Genomic DNA, 17,385 nt, shown 5'->3' on the forward strand with positions numbered 1-17,385 from the left:
TTTTATATATAATTAATTTGTATTTTATATATAAATAGGAGGAAATTTATGACTACAAATAAGGACTACATTCGTTATATTCGGGAAAAAGTAGGGCACGATTTAATATTTCTTAATTTTGCTGGAGGTATTGTTTATAACGAACGAAATGAAATTCTTTTACAAAAACGGGGAGATAGAAATGAGTGGGGTCTTCCAGGTGGTGCTATGGAACTTGGAGAATCTCTTGAAGAAACCGCTAAACGAGAAATACTTGAGGAGACAGGATTAAATGTTGAGGTTGAACATCTTATAGGTGTCTACTCTAAATATTCTGGTGAGTTTCCGAACGGAGATAAAGCTCAGACTATCACTCATTGTTTTCAATGCAAGCCAATTGGCGGGGAACTTACTGTAGATGGTATTGAGACTTTAGATTTAAAATACTTCCCAATAGACCAAATACCGAAATTATTCACAAAACTACACGAAGATGCCTTAGAAGATTGGCTTTCCAAAAGAAAAGGTGTATTTAGATAAAAACACTTTCAAATTAATTATCCATAATCTTTAACTAACGGGCGCTTTAATTGAGCAAGAAACTAAAAACTTTTAACTTCCGCTTTCGAGAATTATGTAAATGAGCTGTCCATATGGGCAGCTTATTGTATTTTTTGCTTAACGTGGTTTTTTCCAAAAATGCTGGCGGTACCCAAATATTACTTAACATGGTAAAATAATATTTGGATGGGAGTCCAATACATATTATTAAAATTAAGATGGTTCAAGTCGGAGGAAGGCACCTTAGGGTGCCTTTTCTTTTTTTGGATACTATCAATAATGAGACGTTATGTTAACTAGATATGTATATATTATTCTTTCAAAAAACTATATGCTTCCTCAAATAATTCTTTTTGAGAATCTGGATTATCTTCACTTAAACGTTCAAAAAAAACTCCGTGTCAAAAAAAATCTGGATCTTCAAATCCAGATTTTTTTCTTTAATCGCGTTTTTTGCATTTTTCTCTGCGTTTTTTGCATTTTTCTGATTTTTCTATTTGGTCGCCTTCTTCACCTTCGTTTTTTGCTAAACTATCCGTTCCGCCTCCCACTGCATGTTGCTGTTTGGTATTAGAACTTTCGATGGCAGCGTTGGTTCCCGCTGCACTGTCATCTCCACCACCACTTGCCACTTGAGTAGCACTAGCCTGTTCCTCACTGGTTTCATTAATTTGATTATTGATGATAAGTACAAATTCTACCTCTTCATCCGAATTTTCTTTTTTCATTTTATGCGGCTCAATCTGCTCCCCACTAATTCCTTTATTTATCGCTTTGCCTCCAGCGCCCACCGTTTGTTGCTGCTCGGTATTCGATGAATCGATTGCTGCATTATTTCCTGCTGCACTGTTTTGTCCGGCTCCACTGGCAATTTGTGTTGTATTTGGTGCAAATGTAATCTGATTATTAATGACAATGACAATTTTTCGTTTATCAGTAAGATCTCCCAAATTAATTTCTTCACCATCATTTTTTACATATCGAAACGTGATTTTTTCATTGTTTTTCATGTTCTCACCCCCTTTGTAATATTAAATGACTAGAGAATGATAATGGATTGGACAAGAGTATTTTTTTATAAATATGTGCAACCCTGCCCACAAAAAAGGGTGTATTACCAGGTTCCGTTATTTTCCTTGTTTTTGAGTGTGAGGTGGGGGCTAAGAAACTTGAGTTATTAGACTCTTATTAAGTTAATGATGGTCTTAAATGCACTTCCAATAACGAGAATTATATGAACACGAAAGTCCCCCAGTTAAACAATCTGGAGGACTTTTAATAGTCTTCTAAATACATTGAATCCCTATAATGATAGGTTATGTAAACTTCATTTTTATTTTTAAAACAAATTGGTTAATTGATTTAGATCATTTTAATAAAGTATTGAATACTATGAAACTATAATCTATAGGTTATTAATCCTTTAATTTAGTAGGAGGTGAATTTAAAATGCCTTTCTCTACTGGTCCTATTGAAAACGTAGGAAATCAACCTACTAATGCAACTAGAGCTAGGGTTAAAATTCTCAATCGTACTGCAGGTCCACTTACTGGGGTAGTTAGATCTTTTAAACTTGACGGTACAAGAACATTAATCGAACAGATAAACTTTAATGTGGCTGCTAATGCTTCTGAATTTATAAATCTCAGTTTAGTTCACTCTACTTTGGGACAAGCACTTCAATATGAAGTTGAAATTGTTCCTAATCAAAACGGTGGTTTATACAGTGTCTACGGAATAGCACCTGGTAATGTTATTATTACTGCACAACGAGTTTTGAATTCAGAACTAACGCAGATTCTTTAGTTTTAAATAAGGGTGGGTTACCTAAAAAATAACCCACCCTTATTTAATTGTTGATAATCATAGATTAAGTGAATTAGTTATTTATGTTTAGCTATAATCACTTCTTTATTTGTAGTGTTTTGAATGTATACTTTTTTTGTGTATTTTGAGGATATCAGGGGATTTGGTTTGAACTCAATGAATAAGGGGATTTGAATGTAAATAAATAATAATAAGTTTACATTGGAACTTATAATTGAAATCCAACATACAATGCTATGAGCATTTACAACATAGTTTTAGTCAAAACCACAGCGATTGCTGTGGTTTTTCTTATTGACGAAAATGAAAGTAAACTTCTATTCAAAAGTTTACTTTCATGTTTTAGGTCTAAGGAAAGGGAAATTAGAAGGGGCTAGTTCCTTGTTGGGGGGGGGGGAGGTTGATAGAATGATAAGATGCTTAGGGTCATATGAACAAGAACTAGCCTGTGTGTAGCAACGGAACTAAAAGAGGTAACAAGTAATAGCGGACATTCCAAATGACCCTAAAAAGGGTAAAACCAGCAATTAAATGACGAAACGCAAATTGTCCAAAAATAGGAAAATAATATTCGTTTTTTATACAACATTAAAGGATTTGACCGGAATCATATTGAAAAGGTTAGGATTCTTTCTTTTAACTGACTACTTTTGTCAGGGTTGACGTTTTAAAATGAAAGGGACAACTAATTAAGGAGGCGACCAACGATGGTCATGACATTGGAGCAATTTCGCGAAATTTTGGATGAGAATCGTCGTTTAACCATTCGAACAATTGCGGCTTTTCCTGAAGACAAGTTATTCACCTTTGCACCGGTCGAACCGCTGCGGCCATTCTCAAAAATGATTTTAGAGATACTAGATATTGAACGCGGATATATACGCGGTATCGCTCTCGGTGAATGGGAATATAGCCAACCTTTTGCTGGTGTTTCGACCAAAGAGGAACTTTTAGACGGTTGTCATGAAACAAAGGAGGTTGTGCAAAAATGGTGGCCAAAAATCACCGAGGAACGGTTGCACACCGTAGAAAAAGATCCCTTTTTTGGTGGCGAAATGAGTCATTTCGAACGTCTACATTATGCGTTGGAAAATGAAATCCACCATCGAGGCCAAGGTTTTATTTACTTACGGTTACTTGGGATTGAACCGCCAGCGTTTTGGGATCGATAATAAAAAGGGACAACATTTTCATTTAACCCGGATTCGTTCCGGTTTTTTTTATACCGGGGGTACCGCCACATCGCTATCAAGCTAATAAAAAGAAATGCCCCCTAGAATGAAAAAATACGCTATTCTTTCTGTAGAATCATAGGAAAGGATGGCGTTTTATATGTCTGTTTCTGTGTATGACGAATTACAACTATTTGGGGTCACCATACATTGAACTGAACCCGAAAAGTTAGACAGAAAAATTACGCAGCAATTGGAGAGGGTACCAAATGGAGTATAAAATAAAGGTAACCATTGGGAATTACGTTCAATTTTCATATCGTAAAAATTCTAATTTGCAATTAATGGGATATGTTGTGAGTGTTCTACAGAATACAATTGTTGTAGATATTTCAGAGATAATGGGAATAGAAGTAGATGATGTTAGGCAAGTAGTAAAACATGGTTGCTATAATAAAGTGGTTCATAAGCAAATAAAAAATACTGTTTCATAAAAAATGCTCCTAGATAAATCTAGGAGTATTTTTTATGATGAAGTTACTGGATTTTTTGAGACGATCAATAGCAGCAGTTAGATAGTAATATATTCATTTAGAAAAAGCATCCAAATAGGATGCTTTTTCTAAACGAGGTCTCGCTTCATCACCATCAAGTTAAGAAATTTAATGTTATCTCAAACGAATCTAAATTCTTATAAGTAACTAACTGTAGCGAGATAAAATTTCGTTTTTGGGGGTCTTCAAAATCTTAGCTTGATAGCGATGTGATTCCACCCCAAAAAGAAGTTCCTTTTTTCTGAAAATGTATATAAATGCAAAATGTATCATTAATATCCGGAAAAGATTTTATATTTCATTAATTTATTCCTTTCCATCTACATTAATCATTTATTGCAACAGCTTTCACGTCTAAAATAAGATGTTTCAACAAAGGAAAGTATAAGTATCTTTATAATGATTTTCCAATATAATCAATGTGTTAATGAAAGGAACTCTGTGTTATTTTTGCTTTTCTACTAACTAATACAGCTTCAAACAATGGACACAATTGCTACATGCCAAGTGTAATTTATTATCCATTCAAGATTCTGTTTATTCAATCTTTCTAAAAATAAAAAAATATTAAACTCATAAATATACAAGTTATAATGAGGGCGTCGAGAGATAATCTATTACCTCTAGAGAAAATATCAAACCTAGTTCTGGTGCAAAAATTCTAAAGACCTTGCAAGTAACCTTCTAAAATTGGACATACTGATACGATTACTCTAAGAAAGGTGTGTGGTCAGAAGGGAAATTTATTAACACGAAAAATGAAAGCGTTATCAACTCGATCTTATTTTGAATTGGTCATTCTAATAACTTAGATTCAACTGCAATTAAAAATAATAAATTATGGGGGTGCTTATATGAACATGAATGTAGCAGCTATTAAAGAAAAAAAGGTTGTTAAATACAAAAGTTGTTTTGATGTGATTGGGCCGGTAATGATAGGTCCTTCAAGTTCACATACTGCAGGTGCTTTGGCTATTGGGACAGTTGCCAATAAATTATTTCAAGGTCTTCCAAAAAAAGTCGTGGTAAGGTATTATGAATCATTTGCTGAAACCCATAAAGGACACGGAACTGATTTTGCAATTATTGCTGGGATATTAGGATTTGCTGCCGATGACAGCAAAGTGCCAGATGCTATTAAAATAGCAGAATCTAAAGGAATTGACATTACCTTTATTGAAAAAGCGGGTGATAGTCCTGCTGGTCATCCAAATACGGCAGATGTATATTTAGAGGATGAAAGCCGAAGTATTAGAACGATGGGTATTTCGGTCGGCGGTGGATTAATTGAAGTCAAACATGTTGAAATTGACGGATTTAGCTTAGATCTGCAGGGGCCATTGCCAGTTATTATTGCGATTTCCGAAAGAGCTGACTTTGAATTTGTCTTACGCAGGATCTTTAAACAATATGATGTGGAAATTAACAACTTTCATAGTTTAGAAGAAAACAGAAAATATTTATATGCATTCGCTTTGGATTCGCTATTGCCGGGTTATGTTCAGAAGGAATTAGGAAATTTAAGCAATATAGCTAATATCATTATTCTTTAGTTACTTTAAGGGGTGAAAAAATATGTATATGACCATAAAAGAAATTGTGGATGCAGCTAATAAAAGCCAAAAGCCAATTTATGAATTAGCAATCGAACAGGAAATCGAACAAACTAAAACTTCTTATGAAGAAGCTTGGAGTAAAATGGAAAGAAATTTAGCGACTATGGAAAATGCCATAAATAAAAGTATCGAGGGCGACGGGGTATTTTCTCCGACCGGTTTAACCGGAGGTGATGCTGTTAAAATTAAAAACTATCGAGAAAATAGGAAAACTCTTTCTGGAGATTTGATGGTGTTAGGGATTCAAAGTGCTATCGGTGTTAATGAAGTAAATGCTGCATTAGGGGCTATTTGTGCAACCCCAACAGCAGGTGCGAGTGGGACGATCCCGGGAGTCCTATATAGTATTAAAGATACGTTGCAGTTAACTCATGAAGATATGATCCATTTTCTATTCACTTCAGCGTTATTTGGAACGATAGTCGCAAATAACGCTTGTATTTCAGGAGCGTACGGAGGATGTCAAGCTGAAGTAGGCAGTGCCTCAGCAATGGCGGCTGCAGCAGCGGTAGAAGCTGCCGGAGGAACGCCACAGCAATCTTCTGAAGCTTTCTCAACCGCATTACAAAATTTACTCGGTCTAGTTTGTGATCCGGTCGCTGGTTTGGTAGAAATTCCTTGTGTAAAGAGAAACGCTATTGGAACGGCAAATGCTTTGGCAGCAGCAGACATCGCATTAGCCGGCGTAAACAATATCATCAATGCAGACGAAGTTATTGAAGCGATGTATAGAGTTGGAAGACAGATGCCTCGCGAATTAAGAGAGACAGGTTTAGGCGGAATTGCGGCCACACCTACAGGGATTGCCATTAAAAATAAAATCTTTGGGGAGAAACAATCAAATTAATAAACAGTTATCGGAAATATTGTGAAATAGTTAACAATCCTATTCTCAATTGTTCTCCTAAGGATGTCTGTATATTGAGAGCCATTATCACTAAAATATACTACTATATAATTAAAGTGTTTTGTAAGAGCTAACAAACCCATCAGGTTGATGACTAGCAAATTTTTCGATTTTGATCAACTTAGAAGAAGGACACACGATGTGGCGCACTTTGTAAGCAATTCATTTTTCAAGAACGGTCTATATTCCTAAGCCTTAAAAAGAGACGGAAGAATAGGACACAAGGAGGAATTATTATATGAATGGGAATACTGCAAAAAAAATAGAATTTCAGGCTGAAAATACTGCAGTAAAAAATGAGAAATATCCAGATCCTACAAAGTGGCATAAACAGGATACTACCTGGGCATTGAGCCTTTTTGGAACAGCCATTGGAGCAGGAGTACTCTTTTTACCGATTAATGCAGGTTCAGGGGGGGTATTATCATTACTACTAATTACATTACTTGCATATCCAGTTATGTATTACTCACATAGAGCGCTTGCTAAAATGATATATGCTTCCAATTCTGCTGAAGAGGGGATTACAGGCACAATAAGAGAGTATTTTGGAAATAAGGCAAGTATCATTTTTAACATAGTATATTTCGTCTCAATTTATACAATCGTGCTAATGTATTCTGTTGCACTTACAAATACTGCAAGTAGTTTTATCGTGCATCAATTGCACATGCAGGAGCCTCCAAGGGCCATTTTATCGCTTGTATTAGTACTCGGTCTTATCGCTATACTAAATTTTGGTCAAGATATCACTGTAAAGATAATGAGCATGCTAGTATATCCTTTCATAGCTTCTCTACTTTTTATCTCAATATCTTTGATTCCACAGTGGAATACGTCAATGCTTAGTTTTTCAAGTGTTTCTACTGCTTCAACAGGAACAGGATATTTGGGAACGATATGGATGATACTACCAATCATAGTATTCTCGTTTAATCATTCTCCTATGATTTCGTCATTTGTTATGAAACAGAGAGCTACGTATGGAATAGAAGCTACTGATGCCAAATGTGCTCAAATACAAAAAGTTTGTTATATCATGACATTCGCTGTTGTTATGTTCTTTGTTTGGAGCAGTACCTTGAGTTTGACTCCAAATGATCTTATGATGGCAAAAGAACAGAATTTGTCAATCCTATCATATCTTGCTAATGAGCTTAATTCGCCTGTAATCACGATTGCAGCTCCTATCATTGCTTTTGTGGCTATTACAAAGTCTTTCCTTGGCCATTATATAGGAGCATATGAAGTAATGCGTGACATGATTATTAAGTCCGGTAAAACACGCGGGAAAGATATAGGAGAAAAAACAGTTAAGACAATGATCCTTACTTTTGTCGTATTAACATGCTGGTATGTTGCTTATGCAAATCCAAGTATTCTTGGAATCATTGATGCCCTTAGCGGACCGTTAGTTGCTGCTATCTTATGTTTATTACCAATGTATGCAATTCGTAAAGTGCCTGTACTAGCTAAATATAGAGGGAAAATGAGCAATGTATTTGTCATTATTATAGGTATCCTTACTGTCCTAGCAAGTATTAAGTCATTATTCTAATTCACTATTGTTAGTTCTGATGCAAAAATAGTGAGATATGAAAAAAGAACGAAAGATTCCTAGCGGAACTGAATTTTATATTGTTGAACCAAAGAAATCATGGTTTTGGACAAACTTTTCATCTTGGAGAGTTTGTCCTTTTTTGATTATATGCATAACTTCTATTCTTGCACTCACCTTTTTAGCTGTTTGCAATGATTTTAATCCAAGCATATTAGGGTGTCGTCCCATGTCCATCAAGCTAATAATTTGAAGTATTCCTTAAGGTTCTGATGAGATGTGGATTCAGTGTTAAAGGTGAAGACAACGATTTTTCCAATGCACGTAGATATGATTTAGAAGAATTTGTTCTCACCCTAAGCTATGCAATTAGTATGAGGAGAGCTTCTTCTGTTTTAGAGGGCTATTCTACAATGTAAGTGCCGCATGACTTCTGCATAACGATCTTCCATTATCGGGCGCATTTCTTAAAAAAGAATTGCATCGTTATTAAGAATCGAAAACCATGAGTGATTTCAATAGCAGCTGTCTCCATGGGAGGAAAGACCTCGATAACAATGTGTGAAACGAAGACATCAATGTTGTAGTCAGTATATTTAGGTAAAAACAAGTCTAAAGTTCCCTTTTTTCTAGGAATCTCGAGCATTCAACCTACTGATAAAGGGAAACCTAAAGGGCATACTAAGATTATATTTAAAATGGGAGGTTATAAATTTGAGTACAATAGAGAATGCATTATCTATCTTCGCCTTAGGCGGCTTGAATGAAATCGGAAAAAATATGTATGCAATTGAATATTCAAACAATATCGTGATTATCGACTGTGGCAATAAGTTTCCAGATGAAAGTTTATTAGGAATTGATTTGATTATCCCTGATATAGCTTATTTAGTAGAAAATAAAGATAAAGTCAGGGCTTTAATTGTCACACATGGACATGAAGATCATATCGGGGGGATCCCGTTCTTCTTAAAAAAATTGAATGTACCCGTTTATGCCACACGCTTCACACTAGGATTAATTGAAATCAAATTAAAAGAACATAAACTCCTAAGAGAAAGTGAACTTATTGAAATCAACTCAAACTCAAACTTGACAATTGGAGAAATAAGGGTAAGTTTTTTCAAAGTGACCCATAGTATTCCTGATTGCTTGGGAATAGTCTTTCACACACCAGAGGGTAATATTGTACATACAGGGGACTTCAAGTTCGATTTAACCCCTGCGAATAATGAGAATTCGGATATTCATAAAATGGCTGTAATCGGCAAAGAAGGGGTCTTGCTTCTATTATCTGAGAGTACCAATGCAGAGCGTCCTGGTTTGACCCCATCGGAACAAATAGTAGGTGAACATGTGGAAGCAGCTTTCATGAAAGCCGAACGCAAAGTTATTCTTTCTACCTTTGCTTCAAATATTAGTCGCGTTCAACAAGTCGTGAATGCAGCACAAAAAACAAATCGAAAAATTGCGTTGCTTGGACGAAGTATGGTTAATGTCATAGCGGTTGCTATGGAACGTGGTTATTTAACAGTTCCAGATGGAATGTTAATTGACCCACATGAAATCAATGAAATGGCTCCTGAAAGGGTGGCCATTTTATGCACGGGGAGTCAAGGAGAACCATTGGCTGCTCTTGCTCGCCTGTCCACAGGAAACTTTCGCGGTGTCGACATTTTACCTGAAGATACGGTTATCTTTGCAGCAGGTCCAATACCCGGGAATGAACGAAATATCACGAGTATCGTAGACAACTTATTTGCCCTTGGAGCCAAAGTGATTTATGGATCAGGAAGTACATCCGGAATGCATGTTTCTGGCCATGGTTATCAAGAAGATTTAAAACTAATGCTTACATTAATGAAACCAAAATATTTTATTCCCATTCACGGTGAATTTAGAATGCTGCACCATCACCGTTTGTTAGGGGAATCCGTTGGAGTAGAGCAAGGAAACACGTTTATCATCAATAATGGGGATGTCGTCGATATTGAACATACCATTGCCCGTCAGACCCGGAAAATACCGGTGGGGAATACCTACATAGACGGGGCGGATGTCGATAATATTGGGGAAATTGTGTTACGAGACCGCAAACAACTTTCAGAGGATGGGATGCTCATGATTATTTTAACTATGAGCAAAGCGGAAGGAACGTTGATTTCTGACCCCGATACCATTTCTCGTGGATTTGTGGATAGAGATTTCTCGGAACTCCGAAGAGACGTTAATCGACTTACTATAAAAACTGTTAACGAGCTACAAGAAGCAAATAGAAACTCATGGAATGTAATGAAAAAACAAATAAAAAAATCAATACGACAATATGTATATACACATACTAAGAAAAAACCAATGATTGTACCTATACTTATTGAAATTTAATAGGGGGAAGTTTAAAAAAAATGAATTAATTGATTTTCAACAATTGGGCACAATTCTCTAATAAGAATTGTGCTATTTCTTTTGTATTGGACCATTTAATGGAATAAGAATCCCAAGCAAAATTTAATATTTGTGAAGGATTGCACTTAAACTAAAGGGCAGGTGTAGAGTGACTATATAGGTATTTAATTTTAAAACTTCAAACACACATAACCCCATGCTGATTTTAGGATGGGGTCAAAATAAAATTGTTTTTTTTGATGCAGAATACTTCACTATACTTAAAAATATAACAATAAAGCTGTTTAACTCTAAGAGTTATTCAATAATCGCTCCCAATTGCGGAAAATCAAGATGATGATTTTGATTGCTGCCTTTTGCCTTTTGGACCAACGTACCAGTTATAGAAGAAATTAATAAGGTGCAGCAAGCAAACCTTTTAGAAATGGAATAGAGACTACTAAGCGAATTATAGAGAGAACAAAAAAAGCATCCAGTGGGGTGCTTTTTTTGGGGGAATAGAAAATCCGGTTCTGGTGCAAAAACTTAAGGACAATTGCAATGAATCTATAAATCTTGGACATACTGTTACTATTACTTTAAAAAGGGGGCGTGATTGGTATGGAAAAGGAAAATGTATTCAAATGGAAGCGTTATCAGCCTGATATTATTTTGTTAACGGTAAGATGGTACCTACGGTACAACCTCAGTTTTCGTGATTTGGTGGAAATGCTAGAAGAACGGGGTTTATCCATTTCTCATACAACGATTATGCGTTGGGTTCATCAGTATGGTCCTGAATTGGACAAACGAATCCGCCGTCACCTCAAACAAACAAATGACTCTTGGAGAGTCGATGAAACATATATCAAAGTAAAAGGTCAATGGATGTATCTGTATCGTGCTGTTGATTCGAAAGGAAACACAATTGATTTTTTCCTAAACAAAACAAGAGACCAGAAGGCTGCAAAGCGCTTTTTCAAGAAAGCTTTGCGGTCTTTTCATGTTTCAAAGCCACGTGTTATAACAGTCGATAAGAACCCGGCTTATCCTATAGCAATTGAACAGTTGAAAAAAGAAAAAAGCATACCTGATGGTATGCAACTTAGACAACAAAAGTACTTGAATAACATAGTAGAACAAGATCACCGCTTTATAAAGAAGCGAATCCGTTCTATGCTAGGGTTCAAATGTTTTGACACAGCTACATCCATTCTTTCTGGAGTAGAAGCCATGCATATGATTAAAAAAGAGCAGCTTGATTTACGGGACCAGTCTGTCCAAAATCAGAAAGAATTCATCCATCAATTGTTTGGACTTGCAGCATAAGATACGATTCCGTTAGGAATATATGTGCTTTATTCTCCTGTATTTTATTTTTGCACCAGAATCCTTTTTCTTTATATCCTAATAAAAAACGTAGGCTCACGCCTACCGATATTCATCTCCCACCTAAAATTGATGTTTCACATCTTCACATTTTTGAGGAAGCAGTCTTTTGTCGGAAAACAATAAAATTTTATTATTTTTTATAATTAGTAGAATTTTTATAGAAATAATCCTCTTAATCTATTAAAATTATATCGTATAATGTCAGATTATATCATATAATGTCAAATTGTGATAAGGGGAGAGAAAATTTTATGTTAAAAAAAATCATTCCAGTTGCTTTAGCATTAAGTACAGTTACTTTTTCAAGTGTATTTGCTGCGCCTTCAGCTCAAGCAAGTACAGAACCAAACCGCTACATAGATGTACAAATGCTCGGTATTAACGATTTACATGGGCAACTAGACACTGTAAAGAAAATTAACAATAAAGATGCAGGGGGAATCGAGTACTTAGGGGCTTATTTACGTGATCGTGAAAAACAAAATCCGAATACATTAAAGGTTCAAGTTGGCGATGCTGTTGGAGCAAGTCCTCCTGTTTCAGCATTATTACAAGACGAGCCCACGATTGAATTTCTAAATGATTTAAAATTTGATGTTGGAACCATAGGAAATCATGAATTTGATGAAGGCATTGAAGAAATGAAGCGCCTAATTTATGGTGGATACCATGAAAAAACAGGGAATTTTAAAGGAGCAAAATTCCCATATGTAGCCGCAAATTTCTATAATAAATCCACCGGTCGTCTATTTTTACCACCATTTACTATCAAAAAGGTACAAGGAGTTCCTGTTGGCTTTATCGGAGTCGTAACAACAGATGTTCCTAACCTTGTTATGCCTACTATGCTAAAGAATGTAGAAATTACAGATGAAGTTGAAGCCATTAACAAGTCCGTAAAGCAATTAAAAAAACTAGGCGTTAAATCTATCGTTGTTCTTGCACATAACGGAGGTACAACAAATGAGAACGGTATAACAAATGGGGATATCGCCCGATTAGCAAATGAGACTGATCCAGAAGTCGATGTTATTTTTGGAGGGCATAGCCACACCTATGTAAATGGAACTGTTAATAATAAACTTCTCGTACAAGCAAATTCTTATGGTATGGCTTTTGCTGATGTTGATGTAAAGATTGATCGTAAGACACAAGATATTGTTGAGAAAAAAGCAGAAATTGTTACAACCTACCATGAAGGCATGGAGCCTGATAAAAAAATAAAGAAGAAGATGGAGAAATATCAAGAAAAAATCGCACCTCTTGTCAATGAAGTTGTTGGTAAGTCTACCGCTCCACTAGATCGTAAACTAAATACGGCTGGTGAATCTACCCTCGGCAATTTAGTTGCTGATGCCCAGCGTGCAAGAATGCAATCCCAAATTGCTCTTATGAACCCTGGTGGTATTCGTAATGACTTAGATGCTGGTGATATTACATGGGGAGAGATATATGGCATTCAACCATTCGGAAATCAATTAATAAAAGTTAATTTAACGGGTCAAGACATTCGTGATATTTTAAATCAACAATGGCAAAAAGACATAACAAGAATGCTTCAAATTTCAGGGATCCAATACACTTGGGATGCGAATAAGCCAAATGGAGAAAAAGTCACAAGTATTCGCTTAACAAATGGAGAAGAAATTATTCCTTCTAAAACTTACAGCGTCGTTGCGAACGCATTTCTAGCTTCAGGTGGAGATGGATTTGTGTCCTTTAAAAACGGGAAAGATGCTGAAACAGGACCAACTGATTTTGAAGCATTAGTAGATTATATAAAACAAGCAAAAGAACAAATTCAGCCTATTATTGATGGAAGAATTCAAAAAATAAATTAGTTTTATATTAATCTCAAAACACTTAGATTACCTGTTCGCTAGACTTTTTAGTGTGCAGGTAATCTATTTTTTCTTGCTAACTTACCTAAAGCATGTGGTGACATATATGGTTCTGGTGCAAAAAATCTATAAAACTTGGACATACTGATATTACTACTCTAGAAAAGGTGTGTGATCAGTATGAAAAAGGAAAATTTGTTCAAATGGAAGCATTATCAGCCTGAACTAATATTGTTAACGGTAAGATGGTACCTACGGTATAATCTCAGTTTTCTTGATTTGGTGGAAATGATGAAGGAACGGGGCTTATCTATTTCTCATACCACGATTATGCGTTGGGTTCATCAGTATGGCCCGGAATTGGACAAACGAATTCGTCGTCACCTCAAGCAAACCAATGACTCTTGGAGAGTTGATGAAACATATATAAAAGTTAAAGGGCAATGGATGTACCTGTACCGTGCTGTTGATTCGAAAGGAAACACAATCGATTTTTGTCTAAGTAAAACAAGAGACCGAAAGGCTGCAAAGCGCTTTTTCAAGAAAGCTTTGCGGTCTTTTCATGTATCAAAGCCACGTGTGATAACAGTCGATAAGAATCCGGCTTATCCTATAGCAATTGAACTGTTGAAAAAAGAAAAAAGCATACCTGATGGTATGCAACTTAGACAACAAAAGTACTTGAATAATATAGTAGAACAAGATCATCGCTTTATAAAGAAGCGTATCCGTTCTATGCTAGGGCTCAAATCTTTTGACACAGCTATATCCATTCTTTCTGGAGTAGAAGCCATGCATATGATTAAAAAAGAACAGATTAATTTACGGAACCAGTCTATCCAAAATCAGAAAGAATTCGTCCATCAATTGTTTGGACTTGTAGCATAAGATACGATTCCGTTAGGAATATATATGCTTTATTCTCTTTTACTTTATTTTTGCACCAGAACCAGAAGAAGCAAAGTGCGGTTAAATTGATTGCTACAGCGCTAGGAATCATCTAAAAACAGCGAACAAAACGCGAACTTTTTGGGGGACTAAATAAAAACGTGAAAATTATAAGCTATTCCTATAAACAGTTCTTTGAAAAAAGAATACGTTTTGGGGATAGCGTTCCCATTATAATAACGTTACTCGGTGACGCGGAGGCTAGAGGGAATAAGAGCTTTCCGAAATTATTTATATTTACTATTCAGCTCGGAATGCGTCCTCTGGGTTGATAATGAATATAAGTCTATTACTCTGTTATGTCGGTTCTTGAAAATGGAAATGGGGTGGTTGTTCTTGATTGAATGAACATCGCGTTTCTGGTACAAAGTTGTATACGTGATCTCGCTCATTAGTAATTACTCACGATTCTTATTAATGACCAAAACGAGAGCAAGGAGCTTCCGCTCTTTGTTTGAGCCAGTACAATGGAACCTTCCCCTCCGTCTAATGTGCTGGTTCAAACAAGGTGCAGGAAGAAATACACGCGTCTTGATATAAATCCTTTCAACGTTGTGTAAAGGAAATTGGCGAAAATGACATTAAGTAGCCGACTCTACGGAGTATAAACGAGAAGATTCTTAGTCTTCTCCCAGTCACCGAACTAACCAAATGTGAAGCGTGTAGCTAATATATAGTATTGCGGTGACTTGGAGAAGGTTGAGAGTTATCTTGACCTTGGAAGAGGAACTTTTGCCATTTGTTTTTTTATTTCTCTCTATTAAATATGTGAACTATGGGGAGTTTTATAAAACATAACTTTTGAATTATCTAATAAAAGTATATATAATTATAATAATGTTAATATATTAACTGGTTAAAAATGGGGAAAGAAAAATGAAGATTAAATTTGATGTAGTTAAAGATGAAAATTTTGATTTTACTTTATTAGAAACAAAATTGCTGAAAACTTTTAAAGAAGTAGATAATGTAGCAATAATTGAAAAGGTTGAAGATAAAATTTTTGAAAAAGATGATGTGCAAACCCATTTAGCGGAGATTACTATTAATGTTACAGGAAATAATATTGGATATAGATCAGCTTCAGCTAGTGTATTCATTGTTCTAGAAAGTCTATCAATAGAGCTATTCAATATTAATATTAGTATACATTAAGCATCCAAAACGGGTGCTTTTTTCTTTGTTATATAGAAATTACACATTAAAACAGTGAACATTCTAATAAGACAAGCATATGATGAATTCGTGGGACGAGTTATCATATGAGGTGAAACTTGGGGCGCCATACTTATTTTTTGAAGGGTACCTAATGACGGGTACTCTTTTTATTTTGCACCTTTTAATAAGGACAAGCATATATTGGAGTATGGGGTTGCCCCACTTCATATATTTGAGCACCTATCGATTATGGGTGCTCTTTTATTTTGTACAAAATGGACATTTGAATTAAATAATTATATAAATAGGTAGAATCTAATTATATGATGTGCATTTTAATCCAAGGGGTACAAATTCGATGCGACGTGAAAAGGATTTGTTGAAACAATGGAAGGCGGACTTGCAAGCTGTTCAAGAAGAGAAGAGGCTGAAGAAGAAGGCTAAGAAAAAGAATAAGAAATATAGCATTCCTGGTAATACAGCTGACTTCATGAATGGCAAGAATACTTATCATAAAGAGAATGGGGTATGGAAGCAAAGAAATAAATAATATGAGAATAAATGAGTTTGATGAAGTGTATAGCAATTATCGTAGGCGCTGCCGTGATCTGGGTGGCGTCTTGTTTGTTGTTAAGGGATGATAAGGGGTGAAATAGATTTGAAACTTAAAGATTAGATAATAATATTATTACTTTAAAATGTAGAAAATAGACTAGTAATGGACTTACCCCCGTCAAGTAGACAGCTTTTAAAAAAGACTAAGCAGCCATTGAGATTCGATATTCAATCGGAGCTCGATGATTGAGTCGTTTTTGGAATCGTTTGTAGTTATAATGATAGATGTATGTTTCAATTGCTTGAATCAGTTCTCCTTTTGTTTGATAATCATTGAGATAAAACATTTCAGATTTCAAATGAGAGAAGAATGATTCAATACAAGCGTTGTCATGGCAGTTTCCTTTGCGAGAGTGGCTGCCGATGGCACCTAGCTGTTGAAGCGTACGATGATGAGCATGAGATGTGTATTGGAATCCTTGATCTGAGTGGATGATGGTTCCATACACATCTCTTTTTTGTGTTGCTAAATCAAGTGTTTCTAGAACAAGTTGTAAATCATTGCGATGTGAGAGTTTCCAAGCAACAATTTCATTATTGTAAATGTCTTGGACGACCGATAAATAGAGAAAATTATCTTTGAATGGCAAGTAAGTGATGTCTGTGACAAGTACCTCATTGATTTGGGAGCTGAGTTAGGCGCGTTAGATGCTAGTACAAAAGCAACAAACTTCATTAATAGGGTGTTATTCGATGTTTTCGATGGAAGGCAAGGTAAATTCTACTATCTTCACGATAAACCTTACAGGTGAACGTTTAGAGGGGGCATATGACGAGCGAATTGTATCACGTATCTTCAATAACTTCAGAGCAATTGTTTTCAAAGATACAAAGGATTTCAGAAGAAAAGCACTACCATTCTAAGGGGGAAT

15 protein-coding genes and 2 pseudogenes are annotated in these 17,385 nt (G+C 35.6%); 14 read left to right on the top strand and 3 right to left on the bottom strand.

Annotated elements, in window-relative coordinates; translation table 11 throughout:
• The first annotated feature begins 48 nt into the window (after window positions 1–48).
• Window positions 49–519 (top strand): NUDIX hydrolase, encoded by a 471-nt coding sequence (locus tag NSQ47_RS25705; RefSeq protein WP_048374232.1) that lies wholly within the window; start codon window positions 49–51, stop codon window positions 517–519.
• Window positions 520–980: 461 nt separating this feature from the next.
• On the opposite strand, the gene NSQ47_RS25710 is transcribed toward NSQ47_RS25705, so the two are convergent.
• Window positions 981–1,550, bottom strand: coding sequence for a hypothetical protein (locus tag NSQ47_RS25710; protein ID WP_341038464.1), 570 nt, complete (start codon window positions 1,548–1,550; stop codon window positions 981–983).
• A gap of 439 nt (window positions 1,551–1,989) precedes the next feature.
• Between NSQ47_RS25710 and NSQ47_RS25715 the strand changes: the two genes are divergently transcribed.
• From NSQ47_RS25715 to NSQ47_RS25740, 6 genes are all read left to right on the top strand, one after another.
• Entirely contained in the window at window positions 1,990–2,346 is a 357-nt protein-coding gene (locus tag NSQ47_RS25715) for an ATPase (protein WP_341038466.1), read from the top strand.
• Window positions 2,347–3,074: 728 nt separating this feature from the next.
• Window positions 3,075–3,539 (top strand): DinB family protein, encoded by a 465-nt coding sequence (locus NSQ47_RS25720; RefSeq protein ID WP_098988315.1) that lies wholly within the window; start codon window positions 3,075–3,077, stop codon window positions 3,537–3,539.
• A gap of 269 nt (window positions 3,540–3,808) precedes the next feature.
• On the top strand, window positions 3,809–4,033 hold the full coding sequence (locus NSQ47_RS25725; protein WP_002144097.1) for a DUF2187 domain-containing protein: 225 nt from the start codon (window positions 3,809–3,811) through the stop codon (window positions 4,031–4,033).
• 914 nt (window positions 4,034–4,947) lie between these two features.
• Window positions 4,948–5,646 (top strand): L-serine ammonia-lyase, iron-sulfur-dependent subunit beta, encoded by a 699-nt coding sequence (gene sdaAB / locus NSQ47_RS25730; protein ID WP_341038468.1) that lies wholly within the window; start codon window positions 4,948–4,950, stop codon window positions 5,644–5,646.
• A 22-nt stretch (window positions 5,647–5,668) separates the two neighbouring features.
• Window positions 5,669–6,556, top strand: coding sequence for an L-serine ammonia-lyase, iron-sulfur-dependent, subunit alpha (gene sdaAA / locus NSQ47_RS25735; protein ID WP_002120780.1), 888 nt, complete (start codon window positions 5,669–5,671; stop codon window positions 6,554–6,556).
• A 298-nt stretch (window positions 6,557–6,854) separates the two neighbouring features.
• Window positions 6,855–8,174: an aromatic amino acid transport family protein gene (locus tag NSQ47_RS25740; RefSeq protein WP_002144101.1), complete on the top strand. Its 1,320-nt coding sequence runs from the start codon at window positions 6,855–6,857 to the stop codon at window positions 8,172–8,174.
• Between the two features lie 75 nt (window positions 8,175–8,249).
• Here NSQ47_RS25740 and NSQ47_RS25745 read toward each other — a convergent pair.
• A pseudogene (locus NSQ47_RS25745) lies at window positions 8,250–8,390 on the bottom strand (IS6 family transposase); the annotation flags it as partial.
• Between the two features lie 498 nt (window positions 8,391–8,888).
• Here NSQ47_RS25745 and NSQ47_RS25750 point away from each other — a divergent pair.
• From NSQ47_RS25750 to NSQ47_RS25775, 6 genes are all read left to right on the top strand, one after another.
• The gene (locus tag NSQ47_RS25750; RefSeq protein ID WP_341038472.1) at window positions 8,889–10,559 is read left to right on the top strand and encodes a ribonuclease J; all 1,671 of its coding nucleotides are present in this window, start codon (window positions 8,889–8,891) and stop codon (window positions 10,557–10,559) included.
• 621 nt (window positions 10,560–11,180) lie between these two features.
• Window positions 11,181–11,888 (top strand): IS6 family transposase, encoded by a 708-nt coding sequence (locus NSQ47_RS25755; protein WP_341038474.1) that lies wholly within the window; start codon window positions 11,181–11,183, stop codon window positions 11,886–11,888.
• Window positions 11,889–12,202: 314 nt separating this feature from the next.
• Window positions 12,203–13,792, top strand: a complete 1,590-nt coding sequence (locus NSQ47_RS25760) for a bifunctional metallophosphatase/5'-nucleotidase (RefSeq protein ID WP_341038477.1) — start codon at window positions 12,203–12,205, stop codon at window positions 13,790–13,792.
• A gap of 180 nt (window positions 13,793–13,972) precedes the next feature.
• A complete protein-coding gene (locus NSQ47_RS25765) occupies window positions 13,973–14,680 on the top strand; it encodes an IS6 family transposase (protein ID WP_341038479.1) in 708 nt (235 codons plus the stop codon).
• 936 nt (window positions 14,681–15,616) lie between these two features.
• Window positions 15,617–15,895: a hypothetical protein gene (locus NSQ47_RS25770; protein WP_341038481.1), complete on the top strand. Its 279-nt coding sequence runs from the start codon at window positions 15,617–15,619 to the stop codon at window positions 15,893–15,895.
• A gap of 361 nt (window positions 15,896–16,256) precedes the next feature.
• Window positions 16,257–16,448 (top strand): hypothetical protein, encoded by a 192-nt coding sequence (locus NSQ47_RS25775; protein WP_242309262.1) that lies wholly within the window; start codon window positions 16,257–16,259, stop codon window positions 16,446–16,448.
• Window positions 16,449–16,656: 208 nt separating this feature from the next.
• On the opposite strand, the gene NSQ47_RS25780 is transcribed toward NSQ47_RS25775, so the two are convergent.
• A complete protein-coding gene (locus NSQ47_RS25780) occupies window positions 16,657–17,103 on the bottom strand; it encodes an IS3 family transposase (protein ID WP_341038486.1) in 447 nt (148 codons plus the stop codon).
• A gap of 30 nt (window positions 17,104–17,133) precedes the next feature.
• Here NSQ47_RS25780 and NSQ47_RS25785 point away from each other — a divergent pair.
• Window positions 17,134–17,377, top strand: a pseudogene (locus NSQ47_RS25785) (ATP-binding protein); the annotation flags it as partial.
• Window positions 17,378–17,385 lie beyond the last annotated feature (8 nt).

This window comes from Bacillus sp. FSL R10-2780, assembly GCF_038006125.1.
Lineage (GTDB): Bacteria > Bacillota > Bacilli > Bacillales > Bacillaceae_G > Bacillus_A > Bacillus_A cereus_U.